This is a genomic window from Stenotrophomonas sp. YJH_SMC_37 (assembly GCF_059370035.1).
In genome coordinates this window covers 171,996-189,690 of the sequence record NZ_JCAFTG010000004.1, presented here as the reverse complement: position 1 = coordinate 189,690, position 17,695 = coordinate 171,996, and the positions used below count along the sequence as shown (strand labels likewise).

Annotated in this window: 17 protein-coding genes and 3 pseudogenes; 9 read left to right on the top strand and 11 right to left on the bottom strand. The window is 67.2% G+C overall.

Features of this window, described 5'->3' with window-relative positions; all coding sequences use genetic code 11:
• Positions 1–53 precede the first annotated feature (53 nt).
• Both AC5P8J_RS07825 and AC5P8J_RS07820 read left to right on the top strand, forming a co-directional pair.
• The gene (locus AC5P8J_RS07825; RefSeq protein ID WP_019659457.1) at positions 54–320 is read left to right on the top strand and encodes a hypothetical protein; all 267 of its coding nucleotides are present in this window, start codon (positions 54–56) and stop codon (positions 318–320) included.
• A gap of 70 nt (positions 321–390) precedes the next feature.
• On the top strand, positions 391–1,188 hold the full coding sequence (locus tag AC5P8J_RS07820; RefSeq protein WP_227854429.1) for a carboxylesterase family protein: 798 nt from the start codon (positions 391–393) through the stop codon (positions 1,186–1,188).
• 120 nt (positions 1,189–1,308) lie between these two features.
• Here the strand turns inward: AC5P8J_RS07820 and AC5P8J_RS07815 are convergent.
• The 4 genes and pseudogenes from AC5P8J_RS07815 to AC5P8J_RS07800 all read right to left on the bottom strand — a co-directional run bounded on the left by AC5P8J_RS07815 (position 1,309) and on the right by AC5P8J_RS07800 (position 4,016).
• Positions 1,309–1,799, bottom strand: a pseudogene (locus AC5P8J_RS07815) (REP-associated tyrosine transposase).
• 196 nt (positions 1,800–1,995) lie between these two features.
• Positions 1,996–2,946 carry an aspartate carbamoyltransferase catalytic subunit gene (locus AC5P8J_RS07810; RefSeq protein ID WP_021202595.1) on the bottom strand — a complete coding sequence of 317 codons (951 nt, stop codon included), beginning with the start codon at positions 2,944–2,946 and terminating at the stop codon, positions 1,996–1,998.
• A 16-nt stretch (positions 2,947–2,962) separates the two neighbouring features.
• Positions 2,963–3,457, bottom strand: coding sequence for a Holliday junction resolvase RuvX (gene ruvX, locus AC5P8J_RS07805; protein ID WP_005415547.1), 495 nt, complete (start codon positions 3,455–3,457; stop codon positions 2,963–2,965).
• Positions 3,450–4,016, bottom strand: coding sequence for a YqgE/AlgH family protein (locus AC5P8J_RS07800; RefSeq protein ID WP_058979385.1), 567 nt, complete (start codon positions 4,014–4,016; stop codon positions 3,450–3,452). The genes ruvX and AC5P8J_RS07800 overlap by 8 nt, the downstream gene beginning before the upstream one ends.
• Positions 4,017–4,107: 91 nt before the next feature.
• On the opposite strand from AC5P8J_RS07800, the gene AC5P8J_RS07795 reads away from it, so the two are divergent.
• Both AC5P8J_RS07795 and AC5P8J_RS07790 read left to right on the top strand, forming a co-directional pair.
• On the top strand, positions 4,108–5,907 hold the full coding sequence (locus AC5P8J_RS07795; protein ID WP_494539978.1) for a DUF4153 domain-containing protein: 1,800 nt from the start codon (positions 4,108–4,110) through the stop codon (positions 5,905–5,907).
• On the top strand, positions 5,904–6,449 hold the full coding sequence (locus AC5P8J_RS07790) for a DNA-3-methyladenine glycosylase I (RefSeq protein ID WP_346473250.1): 546 nt from the start codon (positions 5,904–5,906) through the stop codon (positions 6,447–6,449). The genes AC5P8J_RS07795 and AC5P8J_RS07790 overlap by 4 nt, the downstream gene beginning before the upstream one ends.
• 85 nt (positions 6,450–6,534) lie before the next feature.
• Here the strand turns inward: AC5P8J_RS07790 and AC5P8J_RS07785 are convergent, their stop codons facing one another.
• Positions 6,535–7,242, bottom strand: a complete 708-nt coding sequence (locus AC5P8J_RS07785) for a YitT family protein (protein WP_029379885.1) — start codon at positions 7,240–7,242, stop codon at positions 6,535–6,537.
• A 110-nt stretch (positions 7,243–7,352) separates the two neighbouring features.
• Positions 7,353–7,565 (bottom strand): DUF4287 domain-containing protein, encoded by a 213-nt coding sequence (locus tag AC5P8J_RS07780; protein WP_111098566.1) that lies wholly within the window; start codon positions 7,563–7,565, stop codon positions 7,353–7,355.
• Positions 7,566–8,049: 484 nt separating this feature from the next.
• Between AC5P8J_RS07780 and AC5P8J_RS07775 the strand changes: the two genes are divergently transcribed.
• Positions 8,050–8,946, top strand: a complete 897-nt coding sequence (locus AC5P8J_RS07775; RefSeq protein WP_494539979.1) for a LysR family transcriptional regulator — start codon at positions 8,050–8,052, stop codon at positions 8,944–8,946.
• A gap of 82 nt (positions 8,947–9,028) precedes the next feature.
• Here the strand turns inward: AC5P8J_RS07775 and AC5P8J_RS07770 are convergent, their stop codons facing one another.
• The 3 genes from AC5P8J_RS07770 to AC5P8J_RS07760 form a co-directional block, all read right to left on the bottom strand.
• A complete protein-coding gene (locus AC5P8J_RS07770) occupies positions 9,029–10,012 on the bottom strand; it encodes an aldo/keto reductase (protein ID WP_019659467.1) in 984 nt (327 codons plus the stop codon).
• Between the two features lie 194 nt (positions 10,013–10,206).
• A complete protein-coding gene (locus AC5P8J_RS07765; RefSeq protein ID WP_019659468.1) occupies positions 10,207–11,349 on the bottom strand; it encodes a PilT/PilU family type 4a pilus ATPase in 1,143 nt (380 codons plus the stop codon).
• 99 nt (positions 11,350–11,448) lie between these two features.
• Positions 11,449–12,486, bottom strand: a complete 1,038-nt coding sequence (locus AC5P8J_RS07760; RefSeq protein ID WP_006422551.1) for a type IV pilus twitching motility protein PilT — start codon at positions 12,484–12,486, stop codon at positions 11,449–11,451.
• Between the two features lie 87 nt (positions 12,487–12,573).
• Here AC5P8J_RS07760 and AC5P8J_RS07755 point away from each other — a divergent pair, with 87 nt between their 5' ends.
• The gene (locus tag AC5P8J_RS07755) at positions 12,574–13,251 is read left to right on the top strand and encodes a YggS family pyridoxal phosphate-dependent enzyme (protein WP_111098568.1); all 678 of its coding nucleotides are present in this window, start codon (positions 12,574–12,576) and stop codon (positions 13,249–13,251) included.
• An 18-nt stretch (positions 13,252–13,269) separates the two neighbouring features.
• A complete protein-coding gene (proC, locus tag AC5P8J_RS07750; protein ID WP_021202601.1) occupies positions 13,270–14,091 on the top strand; it encodes a pyrroline-5-carboxylate reductase in 822 nt (273 codons plus the stop codon).
• A gap of 59 nt (positions 14,092–14,150) precedes the next feature.
• Here the strand turns inward: proC and AC5P8J_RS07745 are convergent.
• Positions 14,151–15,015, bottom strand: a pseudogene (locus tag AC5P8J_RS07745) (LysR family transcriptional regulator).
• Between the two features lie 71 nt (positions 15,016–15,086).
• On the opposite strand from AC5P8J_RS07745, the pseudogene AC5P8J_RS07740 reads away from it, so the two are divergent.
• Positions 15,087–15,716: pseudogene (locus tag AC5P8J_RS07740) on the top strand (short chain dehydrogenase); the annotation flags it as partial.
• Positions 15,717–15,800: 84 nt separating this feature from the next.
• Here AC5P8J_RS07740 and soxR read toward each other — a convergent pair.
• On the bottom strand, positions 15,801–16,235 hold the full coding sequence (gene soxR / locus AC5P8J_RS07735; RefSeq protein ID WP_111098569.1) for a redox-sensitive transcriptional activator SoxR: 435 nt from the start codon (positions 16,233–16,235) through the stop codon (positions 15,801–15,803).
• Positions 16,236–16,264: 29 nt separating this feature from the next.
• Here soxR and AC5P8J_RS07730 point away from each other — a divergent pair, with 29 nt between their 5' ends.
• A complete protein-coding gene (locus tag AC5P8J_RS07730; protein ID WP_021202604.1) occupies positions 16,265–17,686 on the top strand; it encodes an MFS transporter in 1,422 nt (473 codons plus the stop codon).
• Positions 17,687–17,695 lie beyond the last annotated feature (9 nt).

The following is a 17,695-nucleotide window of genomic DNA, read 5'->3' as shown; positions in this document are numbered from 1 at the left end:
CGAGGATCGGCCCCCGCCACGCGGGTCGTTGACTCCACCCAACCGGAACACCCATGGCAACAACGATCGAAAACTATTTCCAGCCCGGCTGGCGCGACCAGCAGCACACCTGCCCGGCCTGCGAGTGGAAGGGCAGCTCGCGCGCCATGGAGATGGAACTGGACGAGGACGCCACCGAGTATGACTGCCCGGTCTGCGAGAACCCGCTGCTGGTGGTCCTGCACCCGGATATGGCGCAGGTGCAGGCTGCGGCGGCGGCAGGCAATGCCGAAGCGCAGGAACAACTGGACATCATTGCCAGCTTCCCGCGCCCGCAGTGACGCGGCGCACGATGCCGCGCTGGCGACAGCGGACTACGATGCAGGCGATCTCGCCACTTCGGGAAACCCCATGGTCCGTTTGCTGTCGCGCTGGCTGCCACTGCTGGCCCTTCTGTTGATGAGCGCCTGCACGTCGCTGCCGGATGGCGCGCGGGGTCGCTTCGAAGCCCGCGCCGTGAAGGTGGATGGCGAGACGGCCTACTACCAGGTATTCATTCCGGCCGCATCGGCGCGTACACCGGGCTCACTGCCGGTCGTGCTGTTCCTGCACGGTTCGGGCGAGCGCGGCGCCGATGGCGTGAAGCAGACCCACGCGGGGCTGGGACCGTACCTGCGCGAGCAGGCCGCCGATTTCCCTGCGCTGGCCGTATTTCCGCAGGCGCCGGGACGCGGGGAATGGAGCGGGCGCAACAACCGTGTGGCCCTGGCCGCGCTGGATGCAGCGATCGCCGAGTTCGGTGCCGATCCGGCGCGGCAATACCTGACCGGCATGTCGATGGGTGGCTACGGCAGCTGGAATATCGCCTTGGACAACCCGCACCGATTTGCTGCGATCGTGCCGGTGTGCGGCGCGGTGCTGGCCCCGCGCGCGGTACGTCCGACCCTGTTCGTCGAACAGGTGGCCGGTGAAACCGACCCGTATGCGGCCATTGCCCAGCGCCTGCGGCAGACGCCGATCTGGATCTTCCATGGCGCGCTGGATGACGTGGTGCCGCCGAATGACGACCGCCGGCTGCACGCCGCATTCCAGAACGCCAACGCGCGTGACGTGCGCTACACCGAATACCCGGAAGGCAACCACAATGCCTGGGACGCCACCTACGCCGACCCGGCGATGTGGGAATGGATGTTCGCGCAGAAGCGCTGAGCCATAGCTTCTGCTGGGAAACATCTGTGGGTGGATGCCAACCGTTGGTCGGCTTGGGTATTGGTGGGTGCCGACCGTTGGTCGGCTCGGGTATTGGTGGGTGCCGACCGTTGGTCGGCACTATCTCTCCGCTTCGGGGTAATCCATTGCTTGGTACCTCCCATCGATCTCCCATCGGCACCAGGCATACGGATACTCTCCCACGCAGCTCGCCAAGTTCGCCCTGACCGGGTTGGCGACGATGTACATCGCATGGCGAAACAGTGATTCTTCAGAACGCATGGCGTGATCGTGATAGCTCGATTGCCAAAATGGTCCTGTCTTACCCAGCATGCGGTTGATCCGCAATGCACTGCTCGATTTGAAGCGTTGCATGATGTAGTCCAACGAGAACGCGCGGATCTCCACAAGCCAATGGATGTGGTCCGGCATGACCACATAGCAAGTGAGTGCGTCAGGCCATCATCATCAATGCGACGGAACACATCCATCACCTCCTGTGCCGCAGTGGCATCATCGAAGTAGCGTCGACGTTCCTGGGTGACGGTGGTCAGGATGTAGGATTGCCCGATCCGGGAATGACGGCCAAGGCGTAGGCGTGCGCGGTTCATGGGCCCAAGCGTGCGCCTGCCGGTATCCCTCTTCTATCGGGCAACCACGTCAGTACAGGTAGGCCCGGAACCATTCAATGGCCAGGCCCGCACTTCACCGCACTGATGGTTCGGTGCCGACCAACGGTCGGCACCCACCGGGTCGGATGAGGACAGATCAACCGCGCCGACCAACGGTCGGCACCCACCAAAGTGGTCAGCCCAGCAGGGTTTCCAGCACGGCCATGCGCACGGCGACGCCGTTGGCGACCTGGCGCAGCACCCACGACTGCGGGCCGTCGGCCACGTCATCGGTGACTTCCACGCCACGGTTGATCGGGCCCGGATGCAGCACCGCAGCGTCCTTGCCGGCACGGGCCAGGCGTTCGTTGGTCAGGCCGTACTGGGCGTGGTACTGCTCCAGCGACGGCACCAGGCCTTCTTCCATGCGCTCGCGCTGCAGGCGCAGCATCATCAGCGCGTCGGCGCCTTCCAGCATCGCATCGAAATCATCGCCGACCACGCAGCCCTTCAGGGTCTCGTCGTCCGGCAGCAGTGACTGCGGGCCGCACACGCGGATCTCGCCCACCCCCAGCGTGCGCAGCGCATGCAGGTCGGTGCGCGCCACGCGCGAGTGCTTCACGTCGCCGACGATCACCACCTTCAGCTTCGAGAAATCCGGGCCCTTGGCCTGGCGCAGGGTCAGCATGTCCAGCAGGCCCTGGGTCGGGTGCGCGCTGCGGCCGTCGCCGGCGTTGATCAGTGCGGTGCCCTCGCCCGCCGCCTCGGCCAGCGCGGCCACGGCGCCGTCATCGGGGTGACGCACCACGAAGCCGCGCACGCCCATTGCTTCCAGGTTGCGCAACGTGTCGCAGGCCGTTTCGCCCTTGCGCGTGGACGAGGTCGACGCGTCGAAGTTCAGCACATCGGCGCCCAGGCGCTGCGCGGCCAGCTGGAACGAACTGCGGGTGCGCGTGGACGGTTCGAAGAACAGCGTGCATACCGCAGAACCGGCCAGCACGTGGCGCTTGTTGCCGACACGGCCGACTGCGGCGTCACGGATCTGCCCTGCCCGGTCCAGCAACTGCAGCAGTGTTTCGCGCGGCAGGCCCTCTAGGGTCAGCAGGTGGCGCAGGCGTCCGGAGGCATCGATTTGCTGGGCAGTCATGGCGGGAGTCGTGCAGTCAGGGAATGGGGGTGGCGTCGTCGGGGGACGACAGCCAGCGGTCGATGATCACCGCCGCGGCCACAGCATCGAGGGCGGCCGCATCGCGGCGGCGCTTGCGTCCTTCGGCGCGCTCGACGGCGAAGCGGCGTGCGGCCTCGACCGAGCTGGAACGCTCGTCGATCATCACCACGGGCAGCTTGAAACGTTCCCGCAGCTGGCGGGCGAAGCCCTGCGCGCGCTTGCGGTTGGGCTGGTCCTGGCCGTCCAGCGTAAGCGGATCGCCGACCACCAGGCCGTCGGGCTTCCATTCCTTGAGCAGGCGCTCGATCGCGGTCCAGTCCGGGCCGTTGCCGTGCACATCGACCACGGCCACCGCGCGCGCATGGGCGGCGAAAGCACTGCCGATGGCCACGCCGATGCGTCGCGAGCCAACATCGAAACCCAGAACGGTGCCGTCACGGCGGATCGCCGGGGCAGCAGGAACCGGTGCGGGCGCGGCCGGCTCAGACATGGCCGCTGTAGTCGGTCAGCCGGAACAGGTCCACGCCGATGCGGGAAGCCGCCCCCTGCCAGCGCTGCTCCAGCGGCAGCTGGAACACCAGCTCGGCATCGGCCGGCACTGTCAGCCAGCTGTTCTCGGACAGCTCGCTTTCCAGCTGCCCTGCGCCCCAACCGGCACAGCCGAGGGTGACCACCGCATTGGCCGGGCCTTCGCCACGCGCCATCGCTTCGAGGATGTCGCGCGAGGTGGTCAGGTACAGGCCGTCGCCCACGGTCAGGCTGGAATCCCACGCGCGCGCGTCGTCGTGGATGACGAAGCCGCGTTCGGGATGCACCGGACCGCCATTGAGCACCATGCGCGCCTGCAGCTCGCCATCACCGGTGGTGATGTCCATCTGCGCAAGCACTTCACCCAGCGTGTATTCGGAAGGCTGGTTGACCAGTACGCCCATCGCCCCGTTCTCGTCGTGCTGGCAGATCAGCGCGACGCTGCGGGCAAAGGTCGCGTCGAGCAGCGACGGCAGCGCGACGAGCAGGTGATCGGCAAGGGAGGTCGGCATTACAGGCATGGATCCATTCTACCTGCTGGGGGCGGGATGGTCGCGCGATGGCGCCGAACCGCGATGGGCTAGGATGGTGCTTTGCCATGGAAGGTCATCGATGCAGTCTTCATCGCCCCTGACCCTGCCGGCACGCAGCGCCATCGTCCTGATCGCCCTGCTGCAGGGTCTGATGCTGTATGCCGCGCAGGAATTGTCCGATGCGTGGCCGTTCCGCGATATCGGCTGGCGCTACTGCTGGTACGCCTGGGTGCTGGCCATTCCCAGCGCGGTGGCGCTGAGCCTGGTCGAGCTGGGCCAACGCCGCCTGTGGCTGCAGGCGGCGCTCGGCTCGGTGGTGGTGCTGGCACTGGCCGCCTGGATCGGCTGGAACCTCAATGGCGAGGCCGCACTGGAATCGGGCGCGCTGCAGTTTCCGTTGACCCTGGGCATGGGCGTGGCGGTGTTCGTGGCCCTGCCCTGGTGGCAGTTCCAGCTGCAGCACGGTCAGTGGCGCGCCAGCTACCCCGAGCTGTTCGAGCGCGCCTGGCAGAACGGCTTGACCCTGGCCCTGGCGGCGCTGTTCACCGGGCTGACCTGGCTGCTGCTGTGGCTGTGGGCGGCGCTGTTCCAGCTGCTGGAGGTCACCTTCTTCCGCGATCTGTTCCGCCAGGATGCTTTCATCGCACTGGCCACCGGCAGCCTGGCCGGGTTTGGCGTGCTGATCGGGCGCACCCAGCATCGGGCGATCCAGATCACCCGCCAGGTGCTGTTCGCGATCTGCCGCGGGCTGCTGCCACTGCTCTCGTTCATCGCCGTGTTGTTCGTGCTGAGCCTGCCGCTTGCCGGGCTGGAACCACTGTGGGAGACCCGTTCGGCCGCCAGCCTGCTGGTGGTGGTGTCACTGCTGCTGGTGACGTTCACCAATGCGGTCTACCAGCAGGGGGAAGACTCCCCGCCGTACCCTCTCGTGCTGCGCCGTCTGGTCGAGGCCAGCCTGCTGGCGCTGCCGGTCTACGCCGCGCTGGCGCTGTATGCGCTGGGCCTGCGCGTGGTGCAGTACGGGTGGACAGTGGACCGGTTCTGGGCACTGCTGATCGCGCTGGCCGTGGCCGGCTATGCCCTGGGCTATGCGCTGGCGGTACTGCGTCGCCAGGGCCGCTGGCTGCAGGCGCTGGAACCGGTCAACCGCTGGATGTGCTGGGTGGTGCTCGCACTGGCCCTGCTGGGCAACTCGCCCCTGCTGGACCCGGTGCGGCTGACCCTGTCCAGCCAGCTGGAGCGCCTGCGCGCGGACCCGCCGGCGATCACCAGCAGTGACGTCAACGTGCTGCGCTTCGATCTTGGCCGCCGTGGCGTGCAGGCGCTGCGCGAGTTGCAGCGTGATCCGGCCATCATCGCCGATGCCAACGCGCCACAGGTGGTCGCGGCAGCACTGGCGCATACCTCCCGCTGGGACGACGGCCACCGCCTCGACAAGGGGCCGCAGGACGTCGCCGCCCTGCGGCGCGCACTGAAGCTGGCCGCCGGATCCAGTTCGCCACCGGACGACTGGTGGAAAGCTCTGGCCACCCGATCGATCAATGGCGAATCCTGCGCACAGAGCGAGCGCGACTGCCTGATCGTGCATCGCGACCTGGACGGTGATGGTACCGGCGAAGTGCTGCTGTGCGAGCTGTACACCCACCGTGGACCGGACTGCGTGCTGTACGCACGTGGCAGCGATTCCCAGTGGCGCCGGGCCGGTGCGCTGTTCGGCACCGTGAGCGGGCCGGCCGAGGCGATCAACCAGGCCCTGCGTAACGGCAAACTCACGCTCGTGCCACCGCGCTGGCCGATGCTGTCCATCGACGGGCACCCTGCAGTGGCCATCGATCCCGAACCCGAATCCGAATCCGAATCCAACGAGCCTTCCCCATGAGCGGTTACTGCCTGATTGCCCCCGGCCATCCGGTGCACGACTACTACCACGCCAACGAGTACGGCTTCCCGCAGCGGGACGAGCGTGAACTGTTCGAGCGATTGGTACTGGAAATCAACCAGGCCGGTTTGAGCTGGGAAACGATCCTGAAGAAGCGCGAGGGCTTCCGCGCAGCCTATGACGGCTTCGATGTGGACCGCGTGGCGGCCTACGCCGAGCAGGACATCGCGCGCCTGCTGTCGGACCCGGGCATCATCCGCAACCGCCTGAAGGTGCTGGCGGCGATCCACAACGCGCAGGTGATCCAGCAGTTGCGAGCCAGCCATGGCAGCTTCGCGGCGTGGCTGGATGCGCACCACCCGCGCAGCAAGGCCGACTGGGTGAAGCTGTTCAAGAAGACGTTCCGCTTCACCGGCGGCGAGATCACCGGCGAATTCCTGATGAGCCTGGGCTACCTGCCCGGTGCGCACGCCGAGGATTGCCCGGTGCACGCGCGGCTGTTGACGCTGTCGCCGCCGTGGCTGCAGGCCGCCGTACGTTGAAGGACGGCCGCCGGGCATGGCCCGGCGCTACCGGAACCGCCACGTAGTAGCGCCGGGCCATGCCCGGCGAACGCGGAGAGCGCGATCACACACCCATGTAGCGGCCAGGGCGGTGGTTGAACATCAGCACAAGGCTGAGCACCACCGCGCCGATGGCCGAGTACAGCACCTTGGAAGGCGACAGCACGAAGAACGCGGCCACCATCAGGCAGGCGTCGTAGGACATCTGCACCTTGCCCGCGCTCCAGCCACGGGTGCGCTGCAGGTACACCGCCAGGATGCCGATACCGCCGAGGCTGGCACGATGGCGGATGAAGAACAGGATGCCCAGGCCGGACAATGCGCCACCGACGATCGCCGAATACAGCGGGTGGATGTGCGAGAAGTCGATCCAGCGCGGCAGCAGGTCGGTCAGCACGCCACAGGCGGTGACCGCGGCGAAGGTCTTCAGGGTGAATTCCCAGCCCATGCGCCGCACCGCCACCCAGTAGAACGGCAGATTGACCAGCACGAACACCACGCCGAAGTTCCAGTCCAGCGCGTAATGCAGCAGGAACGCCATGCCGGCCATGCCGCCGATCATCAGTCCACTCTTGGCGAAGATGGCCAGGCCCAGCGAGGCCACCATCGTGGCCAGCACCATGCCCTGCACGTCCTCGGCGATCGAGTGACGCAGCGCTTTTTCGTCGGCGGTGGTACCGGCGCTGTCGGGCGGCGGGGTCAGCGGACCGGCGGTGACCAGGTGGCCGTCAGCGTCGTCGCACGGCGCGGGGCCATGGGAGGGAAGGGACATACGGGTGGGGAACAGCAGGTGGGGAGCGGTATTAGACACGATCTGCATGACAGTTGCAGATGAAATCGTTCAGCTGAATGCGCCCCGCCCTGCCCCGGGCCCGCCGCTGCTCAGCCCTTGCCGGCCAGATGGTGCGCCACCAGCGCGTTGGCATGGCCATGGCCCAGCCCATGCTCACTTTTCAGGAAGCTGACCAGTTCCATGTGTTTCAGGCCCTTCTTCCCTGCCAGCAGCCCGAGCCACTGGGCGACCGGCTGCCCATAGGTCTTCTCGATGGAGGGGAAGTACGAGGCCGGGCCCTTGGGCTTGGTGTCAGTGCTCATGTGCAGCTCCCGTTGAAGTCATTCATTCGACGAACCACAGACGCAGAAATCGACATACCCACACGTCCGACCCAGTGCCGACCAACGGTCGGCACCCACCAAAGCAGAATGCCGTTCCAACAGCTCGCGGGAAATTGTCGAAGGCGGGGTGGCTCAGGTTGCGGGGGCGTGAGCGCCATGGTCCCGAGGCATGCCTCGGACGGGTTGGGCAGGACGCCCAACCCCGGTCTTGCCGTGTGCGCAGGACAGCGCACACGAGCAAGCGCGACCGAGGCTACATGGGTGAGGGCGCTTTGCTTGCGAAGCACTGCTTCGCAAGCGCCCGAACGCACAGCCGCCAGCGGCTGGGCCGGGCCCCGGAGGGGGACTTGCGCCGTCCCCTGCAACCTGAGCCACCCCGCCTCCCACGGGAAGCCAGCTTTTGACGTTGCCGTTGACGTTGATTCGGCAGCTGCCGGGCGCAGCGCGGCCGTATCATCCCCTCATGCCCCGCGAAAACCTCAACGACCTGCAGGCCTTCGTCCACGTTGCCCGCGAGGGCAGCTTCACCAAGGCTGCCGCCCAGCTGGGCGTGTCCCAGTCCGCGCTCAGCCATGCCATGCGCGGACTGGAGCAGCGCCTGGGCGTGCGCCTGCTGACCCGCACCACCCGCAGCGTGTCCACCACCGAAGCCGGCGCCCGCCTGCTGGAAACGCTGGCCCCGCGCCTGGCCGAGATCGAGGATGGGCTGGCCGCGCTGGCCGAGTACCGTGAACGCCCGGCCGGCACCATCCGCATCAATGCCACCGGCCACGCCGCCGAGTACATCGCCTGGCCCAGGCTGGCGCCGCTGCTGCAGCAGTATCCGGATTTGAAGGTGGAACTGGCGGCCGACTACGGGTTGGCCGACATCGTGGCCGAGCGCTACGACATCGGCATCCGCCTGGGCGAGCGGCTGGCGCGCGACATGATCGCCGTACCGATCAGCCCGCCGCTGCGCATGCGCGTGGTCGGGGCGCCCAGCTACTTCCGCCAGCACCTGGTGCCGCGGCACCCGGACGACCTGGCCGGGCACAACTGCGTCACCCTGCGCCTGCCCACGCATGGCGGGCTGATGCCGTGGGATTTCGGCCAGGACGGCAATGAACTGAGCGTGCGTGTGAGCGGCCAGTGGATCTTCAACAGCATGGGCATGACCCGCGCCGCCGCGCTGGCAGGCAGCGGGTTGGCCTGGCTGCCGGAGGACCAGGTACAGCCGATGCTGGACGATGGCCGCCTGCTTTCGGTGCTGGACGACTGGTGCCCGCACTTCGATGGCTATTACGCGTACTACCCCTCGCGTTGCCACGTGACCGTGGCGATGCGGACGGTGCTTGATGCGCTGCGTGGGCCGATGGGGTGAGGATCAAGGAGTGCGGACCAACGGTCCGCACCCACCACCAACGGTCCGCCCCCACCACCAACGGTCCGCACCCAGCTGTTGATCAGCCCTTGGCCTGGGCGGCGCGCTGCGCGTTGTAGCGCTCGCCGACGATCGACACTTCGTCCAGCGCCTGTGCGATGCGTTGCAGCTCCTCCGGTGCCAGCTGCAGGTCGGCCGCGCCCAGGTTTTCCTCCAGACGATGGACCTTGGTGGTGCCTGGGATCGGCACGATCCACGGCGCCTGTGCCAGCAGCCAGGCCAGCGCCACCTGCGCCGGGGTCGCACCCCGCGCCGCCGCGATCGTGCTGATGCGATCCACCAGCGCCTGGTTGGCGCGACGCGCTTCCACTTCGAAACGCGGCACGCTGTTGCGGAAATCGTTGGCGTCGAAGGTGGTGTCGGCGTTGATCGCACCGGTCAGGAAGCCGCGGCCCAGCGGGCTGAACGGCACGAAGCCGATGCCCAGCTCCTGCAGCGTCGGCAGCAGTTCACGCTCCGGTTCGCGCCACCACAGCGAGTACTCGCTCTGCACCGCAGCCACCGGCTGCACCGCATGCGCGCGACGCACGGTGGCAGCACTGGCCTCGGACAGGCCGAAGTGGCCGACCTTGCCCTCGGCGATCAGGTCGCGCACGGTACCGGCCACGTCCTCGATCGGCACGTTCGGGTCGACGCGGTGCTGGTAGAACAGGTCGATATGGTCGGTACGCAGGCGCTTGAGGCTGGCTTCGGCCACGGCACGGATGTTCTCCGGGCGGCTGTCCAGGCCGGCATCGGTGCGCGCGTCCCTGAAACCAAACTTCGTGGCGATCACCAGCCTGTCGCGGTAGGGTGCCAGGGCCTGGCCGAGCAGGTCTTCGTTGGTGTACGGGCCGTACACTTCGGCGGTATCGAAGAAGGTCACGCCGCGCTCGACGGCAGCGTGCAGCAGGGCGATGCCCTGGCTCGGTTCGACCGGCTGGCCGTAGGCATGGGTCAGGCCCATGCAACCCAGGCCCAGGGCGGAAACCTTCAGGCCGCTGCGGCCGAGTTCACGTGTCTGCATCGTCGTACTCCAGAGGGGGAGTGCTGACGATACGCCTGCAGCGGCGATGGATTGAGCCGGTTGGACGACAGTCGGTCATGACTGGAATTCATCAATCGCCTGCGCGCCCAGTAGAGTCGACGGGTAGAGTCGACGGGTAGAGTCGACTGTTAGTCGACTGCGCTTCCTGACAGTCGACTCCACACATCGCCAGGTCACCGGATCTCGGAGATCTCCACCCCATCCAGGCCCTGCGACAGCGTGCGCGCGTCGCCGCCCTGGCTGAGCTTGATGCGCAGGCGCACTTCGTTCTGCGAGTCGGCGTAGCGCAGTGCGTCCTCGTAGCTGATCTCGCCGGCCTGGTACAGCTCGAACAGGCTCTGGTCGAAGGTCTTCATGCCCAGCTGGACCGAGTCCTTCATCACTTCCTTCAGCTTGTGGATCTCGCCGTCGCGGATGTAGTCCTGCACCAGCGGCGTGCCCAGCAGGATCTCCATCGCCACCTTGCGCGAGCGGCCGTCGGGCGACGGCACCAGCTGCTGCGCGACCACGCCCTTGAGGTTCAGCGACAGGTCCATCAGCAGCTGGTTGCGGCGGTCTTCCGGGAAGAAGTTGATGATGCGATCCATCGCCTGGTTGGCATTGTTGGCATGCAGCGTGGCTAGCACCAGGTGGCCGGTTTCGGCGAACGCGATGGCGTGGTCCATGCCTTCGCGGGTACGCACCTCGCCGATCATGATCACGTCCGGCGCCTGGCGCAGGGTGTTCTTCAGGGCCGCTTCCCAGCTGTCGGTATCGATGCCGACCTCGCGCTGGGTGATGATGCAGCCCTCGTGCTTGTGCACGAACTCGATCGGATCTTCGATGGTGATGATGTGGCCGGTCGAGTTCTGGTTGCGGTAGCCGATCATCGCCGCCAGCGATGTCGATTTGCCGGTACCGGTGGCACCAACGAACAGGATGATGCCGCGCTTGGTCATCGCCAGCGTCTTGATGATCGGCGGCAGGCTCAGCTCTTCCACGGTCGGAATGCGCGTCTCGATGCGACGCAGCACCATGCCCACCTGGTTGCGCTGGTAGAAGCAGCTGACGCGGAAGCGGCCGACACCGGACAGGCCGATGGCGAAGTTGCATTCATGCGTCTTCTCGAACTCCTCGCGCTGCGCAGGGGTCATCACGTTGAGCACCAGGTCGCGGCTCTGCTGCGGCGTGAGCGGAGTCTGCGTGATCGGCGAGATCTTGCCGTTGACCTTCATCGCCGGCGGCATGCCCGCAGTGATGAACAGGTCCGAGGCGCGCTGGTGCGCCATCAGCTTGAGGAACGAAGTGAAATCGATGGTGGTCGCGGTGGTGTTCACGGCAGGCTCCCGGAAAAGCGGTTTACCAGGTAACGGTCGGTGGAGGAAACAACACGGAGCGGCGGCGCCATTGCACGCGCCGCCCGTGGCTGCCCTGCCTTACTCGAACAGGCGCTTGTCCTTGGCGTAGTCGCGGGCCTGGTTGCGGGTGATCAGGCTGCGCTTGACCAGGTCCTGCAGGTGCTGGTCCAGGGTCATCATGCCGTACTGCTGGCCGGTCTGGATGGCCGAGTACATCTGCGCCACCTTGTCCTCGCGGATCAGGTTGCGGATGGCCGGCGTGCCGACCATGATTTCCCACGCTGCGGTGCGGCCACCGCCGACCTTCTTCAGCAGCGCCTGCGAGATCACCGCACGCAGCGACTCGGACAGCATCGAGCGCACCATCGGCTTTTCGCCGGCCGGGAACACGTCGATGATGCGGTCGATGGTCTTGGCCGCCGAGCTGGTGTGCAGGGTGCCGAACACCAGGTGGCCGGTCTCCGCAGCGGTCAGTGCCAGGCGGATGGTTTCCAGGTCGCGGAGTTCGCCGACCAGGATGATGTCCGGGTCCTCGCGCAGTGCCGAGCGCAACGCTTCATTGAAGCCATGCGTGTCGCGGTGCACTTCGCGCTGGTTGATCAGGCACTTCTGCGAGGTGTGCACGAATTCGATCGGATCCTCGACGGTGAGGATGTGGCCGTATTCGTTCTTGTTGATGTAGTCGATCATCGCCGCCAGCGTGGTCGACTTGCCCGAGCCGGTCGGGCCGGTCACCAGGATCAGGCCCTGCGGCTGCTGGATCACTTCACGGAACAGCGGCGGGCAGGCCAGGTCCTCGAGGGTGAGCACCTCGGACGGAATGGTACGGAACACCGCACCGGCACCGCGGTTCTGGTTGAACGCGTTCACACGGAAGCGCGCCAGCGACGGGATCTCGAAGGAGAAGTCCACTTCGAGGAATTCCTCGTAATCGCGGCGCTGCTTGTCGGACATGATGTCGTACACCAGCGCGTGGACCTGCTTGTGGTCCAGGGCCGGGATGTTGATCCGGCGAACATCGCCGTCCACGCGGATCATCGGCGGCAGGCCTGCAGACAGGTGCAGGTCGGACGCTTTGTTCTTTACGGAAAACGCCAGCAGTTCGGCGATATCCATGAGCGGCTACTCCCCAATAACGGCTTCGACTGGAAGGATCTTTCCCCGGGCGGCAGTATAGCCTCCTGATTCAATGGAACGCGTTACGTGGCCACTCCCCTGCCCCAGATCCTGAGCAACCTGCATGCCGCCGCCGAGGCGGCCGGCCGGCCCGATCCGCGCCTGCTGGCCGTGTCCAAGACCCAACCGGCCGAGGCCGTGGCTGCGCTGGCCGCACAGGGCCAGCAGGCCTTCGGCGAAAACTATGTGCAGGAAGCGCTGGCAAAGATGCAGGCGCTGCAGCACCTGGCGCTGGAGTGGCACCTGATCGGCCACCTGCAGTCGAACAAGGCCGATGCCGTGGCCACCCACTTCGACTGGGTGCAGAGCGTGGACCGGCCCAAGCTGGTAACGGCGCTGGCGCGCCATCGCCCGGCCGCATGCGGCCCGCTGAATGTGCTGATCCAGGTCAACATCGACGATGAATCCAGCAAGCACGGCTGTGCACCGGAGGAAGTGGACGCACTCGCCGCCGCAATTGCCGCCGAACCCACCCTGCGCCTGCGCGGACTGATGGCGATTCCCGCGCCGTGGCCCGAGGCCGAGCGCCGTCGGGATGCATTCGTGCGCATGCGCACACTTTTCGAGTCGCTGGCTGCCCAGCACGTGCAGATCGACACGCTGTCGATGGGCATGAGCAGCGACTACGCCGAAGCCATCGCCGAGGGCGCCACCCTGGTTCGCATCGGTACCGCCCTGTTCGGCGCGCGCCCGCGCCCAGCCTGACTTTCCAAGGAGCTTTCCATGGCAGCTGATTCCATCACTTTCATCGGCGGCGGCAACATGGCGCGCAGCCTGATCGCCGGCCTGATCCGTCAGGGCACACCCGCCGCGCACATCCACGTCGCCGAACCGGTGGCCGCACTGCGCCAGGCGCTGGCCGCCGACTTCGGTGTGCAGGTGCATGACAACGCGATTGATGCCGCTGCGCAGGGCAGCACCTGGCTGCTGGCGGTGAAGCCGCAGGTGCTGCGTGAGGTCTGCCAGTCGCTGCAGACGCTGGCCCAGGCAAACCAGCCGTTGGTGGTGTCGATTGCCGCCGGCATCACCAGTGCGCAGCTGCAGCGCTGGCTGGGAGGCGACCAGGCAGTGGTGCGCGCGATGCCGAACACCCCTGCCCTGCTCGGCGCAGGTGTGACCGGCCTGTTCGCCACACCGTCGGTGGACACGCAGCAGCACGCACAGGCCGAGAAGGTGCTGGCCAGCGCAGGCCGCACCGTCTGGATCGACAGCGAGGCGCTGATGGATTCAGTGACTGCCGTATCCGGCAGTGGCCCGGCCTATGTGTTCCTGCTGGCCGAAGCGATGGAAGCGGCGGGTATTGCCCAGGGCCTGCCAGCCGACGCCGCGCGCACGCTGGTGGTGCAGACCCTGCTGGGTGCCTCGCGCATGCTTGATGAAGCCGGTGAGAGCCCGGCCGAGCTTCGCCGCCGCGTGACCTCGCCGAACGGAACCACCCAGGCCGCGATCGAGAGCTTCCAGGCCGGTGGCTTCGAGGCGCTGGTGGACACCGCACTGCGCGCCGCGCAGGTGCGTGGGCAGGAACTGTCTGCGGCGAATGATTGATCCCGATGCGTGCCGACCAACTGTCGGCACCCACCGTCATCCACGTCTGGCGTGGATGCTCATTGCCCCAACGTGGTCATGACGAAATCGACGAAGCACTGCAACCGCGGGCGCGGCCTGCGGTCGGGCAGGTAGATCAGGTGCATCGGCCGTGGTTCAGGCAGATAGTCGCGCAGCAGCGGCTTCAACCGCCCTGCCGCGATCTCGCCGGCCAGCAATGCGGTCGGCTGCAGCGCCGGCGACCGCCGCTTCGCGCAACGCAAACCCATCATTGCAGGTCAGACGCGCCTCCCAATCCACCTGTTCGCCATTGGCCAACTGCCAGCCGTGGCCACCGCGCCAGGCCAGATGGCTCAGGCAGTCATGCCCTGCCAGATCGGCGGGCGTACGCGGCGTGCCGCGCCGGCGCAGGTAAGACGGCGCCGCGCACAGGCTCATCGCATACGGCGGCAGCGGCCGCGCCACCACCTCCTGCGATGGCAACGGCCCGACCCGGATCGCCACGTCGAAGCCGTCCTCGATCAGATCCACACGGCGGTTGCTCAGGTCCAGTTCGATGTTCAACTGCGGCTGCGCGCGCAGCAGGCCGGCCAGTTGTGGCGCCAGCACGCAGCTGCCCCAGGTGGTCGGCGCACTGACCCGCAGCAGGCCACGTGGCTGTACCTGCAGACCGGCCACATCGGCCTCGGCCTGCTGCACCTGCTCCAGCACCTGCCGGCATCCGGCCAGATAGGCGCTGCCGGCTTCGGTCAGGCGCTGGCGGCGGGTGTTCCGTTGCAGCAGCGCGGTGCCCAGATGCGCCTCCAGCTGCTGGATGTACTTGCCGACCATCACCGCCGACACCTGCAGCTGTTCGGCGGCCCCGGCAAAGCTGCCGCGCTCGGCCACGGCGACGAAGGCCTGCATGCAGCGAAGGGTATCCATTGCTAATCCAGAGTTAGGAATCTGCGAATCATACGCCGCTTACCTAACCCCAATATGACGGCGCAGACTGCGCTCACACCCTCACGCAAGGAACCGCCATGAAGATCCTCCTCGTCGGTGCCAGCGGCACCCTCGGCCAGGCAGTCGCCCGTCAGCTCGGCCAACAGCATCAGATTCTCGCCGCCGGCCGCAGCAGCGGCGAACTGCGCGTGGACCTGACCGATGACGCCAGCGTCGCCGAACTGTTCTCGCGTACCGGCGCAGTCGATGCGGTGATCTCCACCGCCGGCTCGGTGCATTTCGGACCGCTGCGGGAGATGACGCCCGAGCAGTTCACTATCGGCCTGCAGGACAAGCTGCTGGGACAGGTGCGGCTGGCACTGGCCGCGCAGCACCACCTCAATGCCGGTGGCTCGATCACCCTGACCAGCGGCATCATCAGCGCGCAACCGATCCGCGACGGCGTCAACGCCACCGCAGTGAATGCCGCACTGGAAGGCTTCGTGCGCGCCGCCGCACTGGAGCTGCTGCCGCGCGGCCTGCGCATCAACGTGGTCAGCCCGAACGTGCTGATCGAATCGATGGCGGCCTACGGCCCCTACTTCCCGGGCTTCGAAGCGGTAAGCGCACAACGCGCCGCACTGGCCTTCCAGCGTGCAGTGGAAGGCATCCAGAGCGGCGAGACGATCACGGTCTGGTAAGAAAAAGGGGACGGAGGGGATTAAGTCGTTTTCGTCCGCCGGGCATGGCCCGGCGCTACCGGGAGCGCGTTCCCTTTTTGTCGCTCACTCCCAGCGCATCGGGCCGTCGCCGCGTTCGCCGAGGACGTCGCCGGGGTTGGCCAGGCGGCAATGCTGCAGTGACAGGCAGCCACAGCCGATGCAGCCGGTCAGTTCATCGCGCAGCAGCTGCAGCATGTGGATTCGCACTTCCAGCTCGGTGCGCCAGCGCGCGGACAACCTGGCCCAATCCGCCTTGGTTGGTGCGCGGCCGTCAGGCAGGCTTTCGAAGGCACGGCCGACTGCTTCCAGCGGCATGCCCACCCGCTGCGCCACGCGGATCACCGCCAACCGGCGCAGCACGTCGCGGCTGTAACGGCGTTGGTTGCCCGAGGTGCGCAGGCTGCTGATCAGCCCCTTGCGCTCGTAGAAATGCAGTGCGGAAACGGCCACGCCACTGCGCTGGGAGACCTCGCCAACGCTGAGTTCCTGGGATGCCATTGCTTGACCTCAACTATAGTTGAGGTGGCATGCTGCTATCTTCGCCGCCCGTTGACAAGCGCGGCCCGCACCTGACCCGTATGACCCCGACCCTCTCTCCCGCCGACACCCACCTGCCGGCTGACAGCTCGATCCTGTCCGCGCGCTACCGCGCCACGACCATCGGCATGGTCGCACTGGTCGCGCTGCACGCCTTCGAAGCACTGGCCGTCGCGGCCGCGATGCCCACCGTGGCCGAAGCACTCGATGGACTGCGCCTGTACGCGCTGGCCTTTGGCGGCACCCTGGCCACCAGCGTGATCGGCATGACCCTGGCCGGACGCTGGGCCGACCGCCAGGGCCCGGCACGGCCGCTGTGGTACGGCCTGGCCTGCTTCGTGCTGGGCCTGCTGCTGGCCGGCTTCGCCGTGCGCATGGGCATGCTGGTAGCCGGGCGCCTGATGCAGGGCCTGGGCGCGGGCGCGATTTCGGTCTCGCTGTACGTGATGGTCGGCCGCAGCTACCCCGAGCACCTGCGGCCGAAGGTGTTCGCGGCATTCTCGGCGGGCTGGGTGGTGCCCTCGATGGTCGGCCCGGCGCTGAGCGGCCTGATCGTCCAGCATCTCGGCTGGCGCTGGGTGTTCCTGGCGGTGCCGCTGCTGGCAGTCCCTGCTGCCCTGTTGCTGCGGCCTGCGCTGGCGCGCATGCAGCCCTCCGCCGACAGCAACGACGACGAGGGGCGCGGCAACCTCGTGCGTTGGGCCAGTGGTGCATCGCTGGCGGCGCTGCTGCTGTACTTCGGCGGCCAGCAGCATGGTCCGACCGCCCTGCTCTGCATCGGCGTGGCGATGCTGGCGCTGCTGCTATGCGTGCATCGCCTGCTGCCGGCCGGAACGCTGATCCTGCGCAGGGGCCTGCCCAGCGTGATCGCACTGCGCGGCATCGCCGCTGCCGCATTCTTCGCCTGCGAAGCCTACCTGCCGCTGCTGCTGCAGCGCGAACGCGGGCTCCCGCCCAGCTGGGCCGGCGCGGTGCTCAGCCTCGGCGCACTCGGTTGGTTCGCCGGCTCCTGGCTGCAGGGTCACCAGCAGCGCGGTTGGTCACGCCAGCAGCTGCTGCGCGTCGGCACGGCGATGATGACGCTCGGTATCGCCGCAACGCTTGCGGTGTTGTTCAATGCAGTGCCATTGCTGGTGGCCCTGGTGGGCTGGACGGTCACCGGTTTCGGCATGGGCATGATCTACGCCAGCCTCTCGGTGCTGACGCTGTCACTGTCAGCAGCGCATGAGCAGGGTGCCAACACCTCTGCCCTGCAGCTGAGCGAGGCCCTGTCGGTTGCCACCGCGCTGGCGGTCTCCGGTGCGTTGTTCGCGCTGTTCGTGGAAAGCGCGCCGCACACCGGCTACCTGCTGTGCCTGGCGATCACCTTCGGCCTGGCGGTGCTGGCCGCGGTGATCGCGCGACGGGTGTAGCGCCGCCGG

Excerpts from the sequence above, each read along its gene's own strand:
- AC5P8J_RS07790 (WP_346473250.1), top strand. The coding sequence starts at position 5,904 with ATGAGCGGTTACTGCCTGATTGCCCCCGGCCATCCGGTGCACGACTAC.
- proC (WP_021202601.1), top strand. The coding sequence starts at position 13,270 with ATGGCAGCTGATTCCATCACTTTCATCGGCGGCGGCAACATGGCGCGC.
- AC5P8J_RS07795 (WP_494539978.1), top strand. The coding sequence starts at position 4,108 with ATGCAGTCTTCATCGCCCCTGACCCTGCCGGCACGCAGCGCCATCGTC.
- AC5P8J_RS07800 (WP_058979385.1), bottom strand. The coding sequence starts at position 4,016 with ATGCCTGTAATGCCGACCTCCCTTGCCGATCACCTGCTCGTCGCGCTG.
- AC5P8J_RS07730 (WP_021202604.1), top strand. The coding sequence starts at position 16,265 with ATGCTGCTATCTTCGCCGCCCGTTGACAAGCGCGGCCCGCACCTGACC.
- AC5P8J_RS07785 (WP_029379885.1), bottom strand. The coding sequence starts at position 7,242 with ATGTCCCTTCCCTCCCATGGCCCCGCGCCGTGCGACGACGCTGACGGC.
- AC5P8J_RS07825 (WP_019659457.1), top strand. The coding sequence starts at position 54 with ATGGCAACAACGATCGAAAACTATTTCCAGCCCGGCTGGCGCGACCAG.
- AC5P8J_RS07780 (WP_111098566.1), bottom strand. The coding sequence starts at position 7,565 with ATGAGCACTGACACCAAGCCCAAGGGCCCGGCCTCGTACTTCCCCTCC.
- AC5P8J_RS07775 (WP_494539979.1), top strand. The coding sequence starts at position 8,050 with ATGCCCCGCGAAAACCTCAACGACCTGCAGGCCTTCGTCCACGTTGCC.
- ruvX (WP_005415547.1), bottom strand. The coding sequence starts at position 3,457 with ATGTCTGAGCCGGCCGCGCCCGCACCGGTTCCTGCTGCCCCGGCGATC.
- AC5P8J_RS07820 (WP_227854429.1), top strand. The coding sequence starts at position 391 with ATGGTCCGTTTGCTGTCGCGCTGGCTGCCACTGCTGGCCCTTCTGTTG.
- AC5P8J_RS07810 (WP_021202595.1), bottom strand. The coding sequence starts at position 2,946 with ATGACTGCCCAGCAAATCGATGCCTCCGGACGCCTGCGCCACCTGCTG.
- AC5P8J_RS07770 (WP_019659467.1), bottom strand. The coding sequence starts at position 10,012 with ATGCAGACACGTGAACTCGGCCGCAGCGGCCTGAAGGTTTCCGCCCTG.
- soxR (WP_111098569.1), bottom strand. The coding sequence starts at position 16,235 with ATGGCATCCCAGGAACTCAGCGTTGGCGAGGTCTCCCAGCGCAGTGGC.
- AC5P8J_RS07760 (WP_006422551.1), bottom strand. The coding sequence starts at position 12,486 with ATGGATATCGCCGAACTGCTGGCGTTTTCCGTAAAGAACAAAGCGTCC.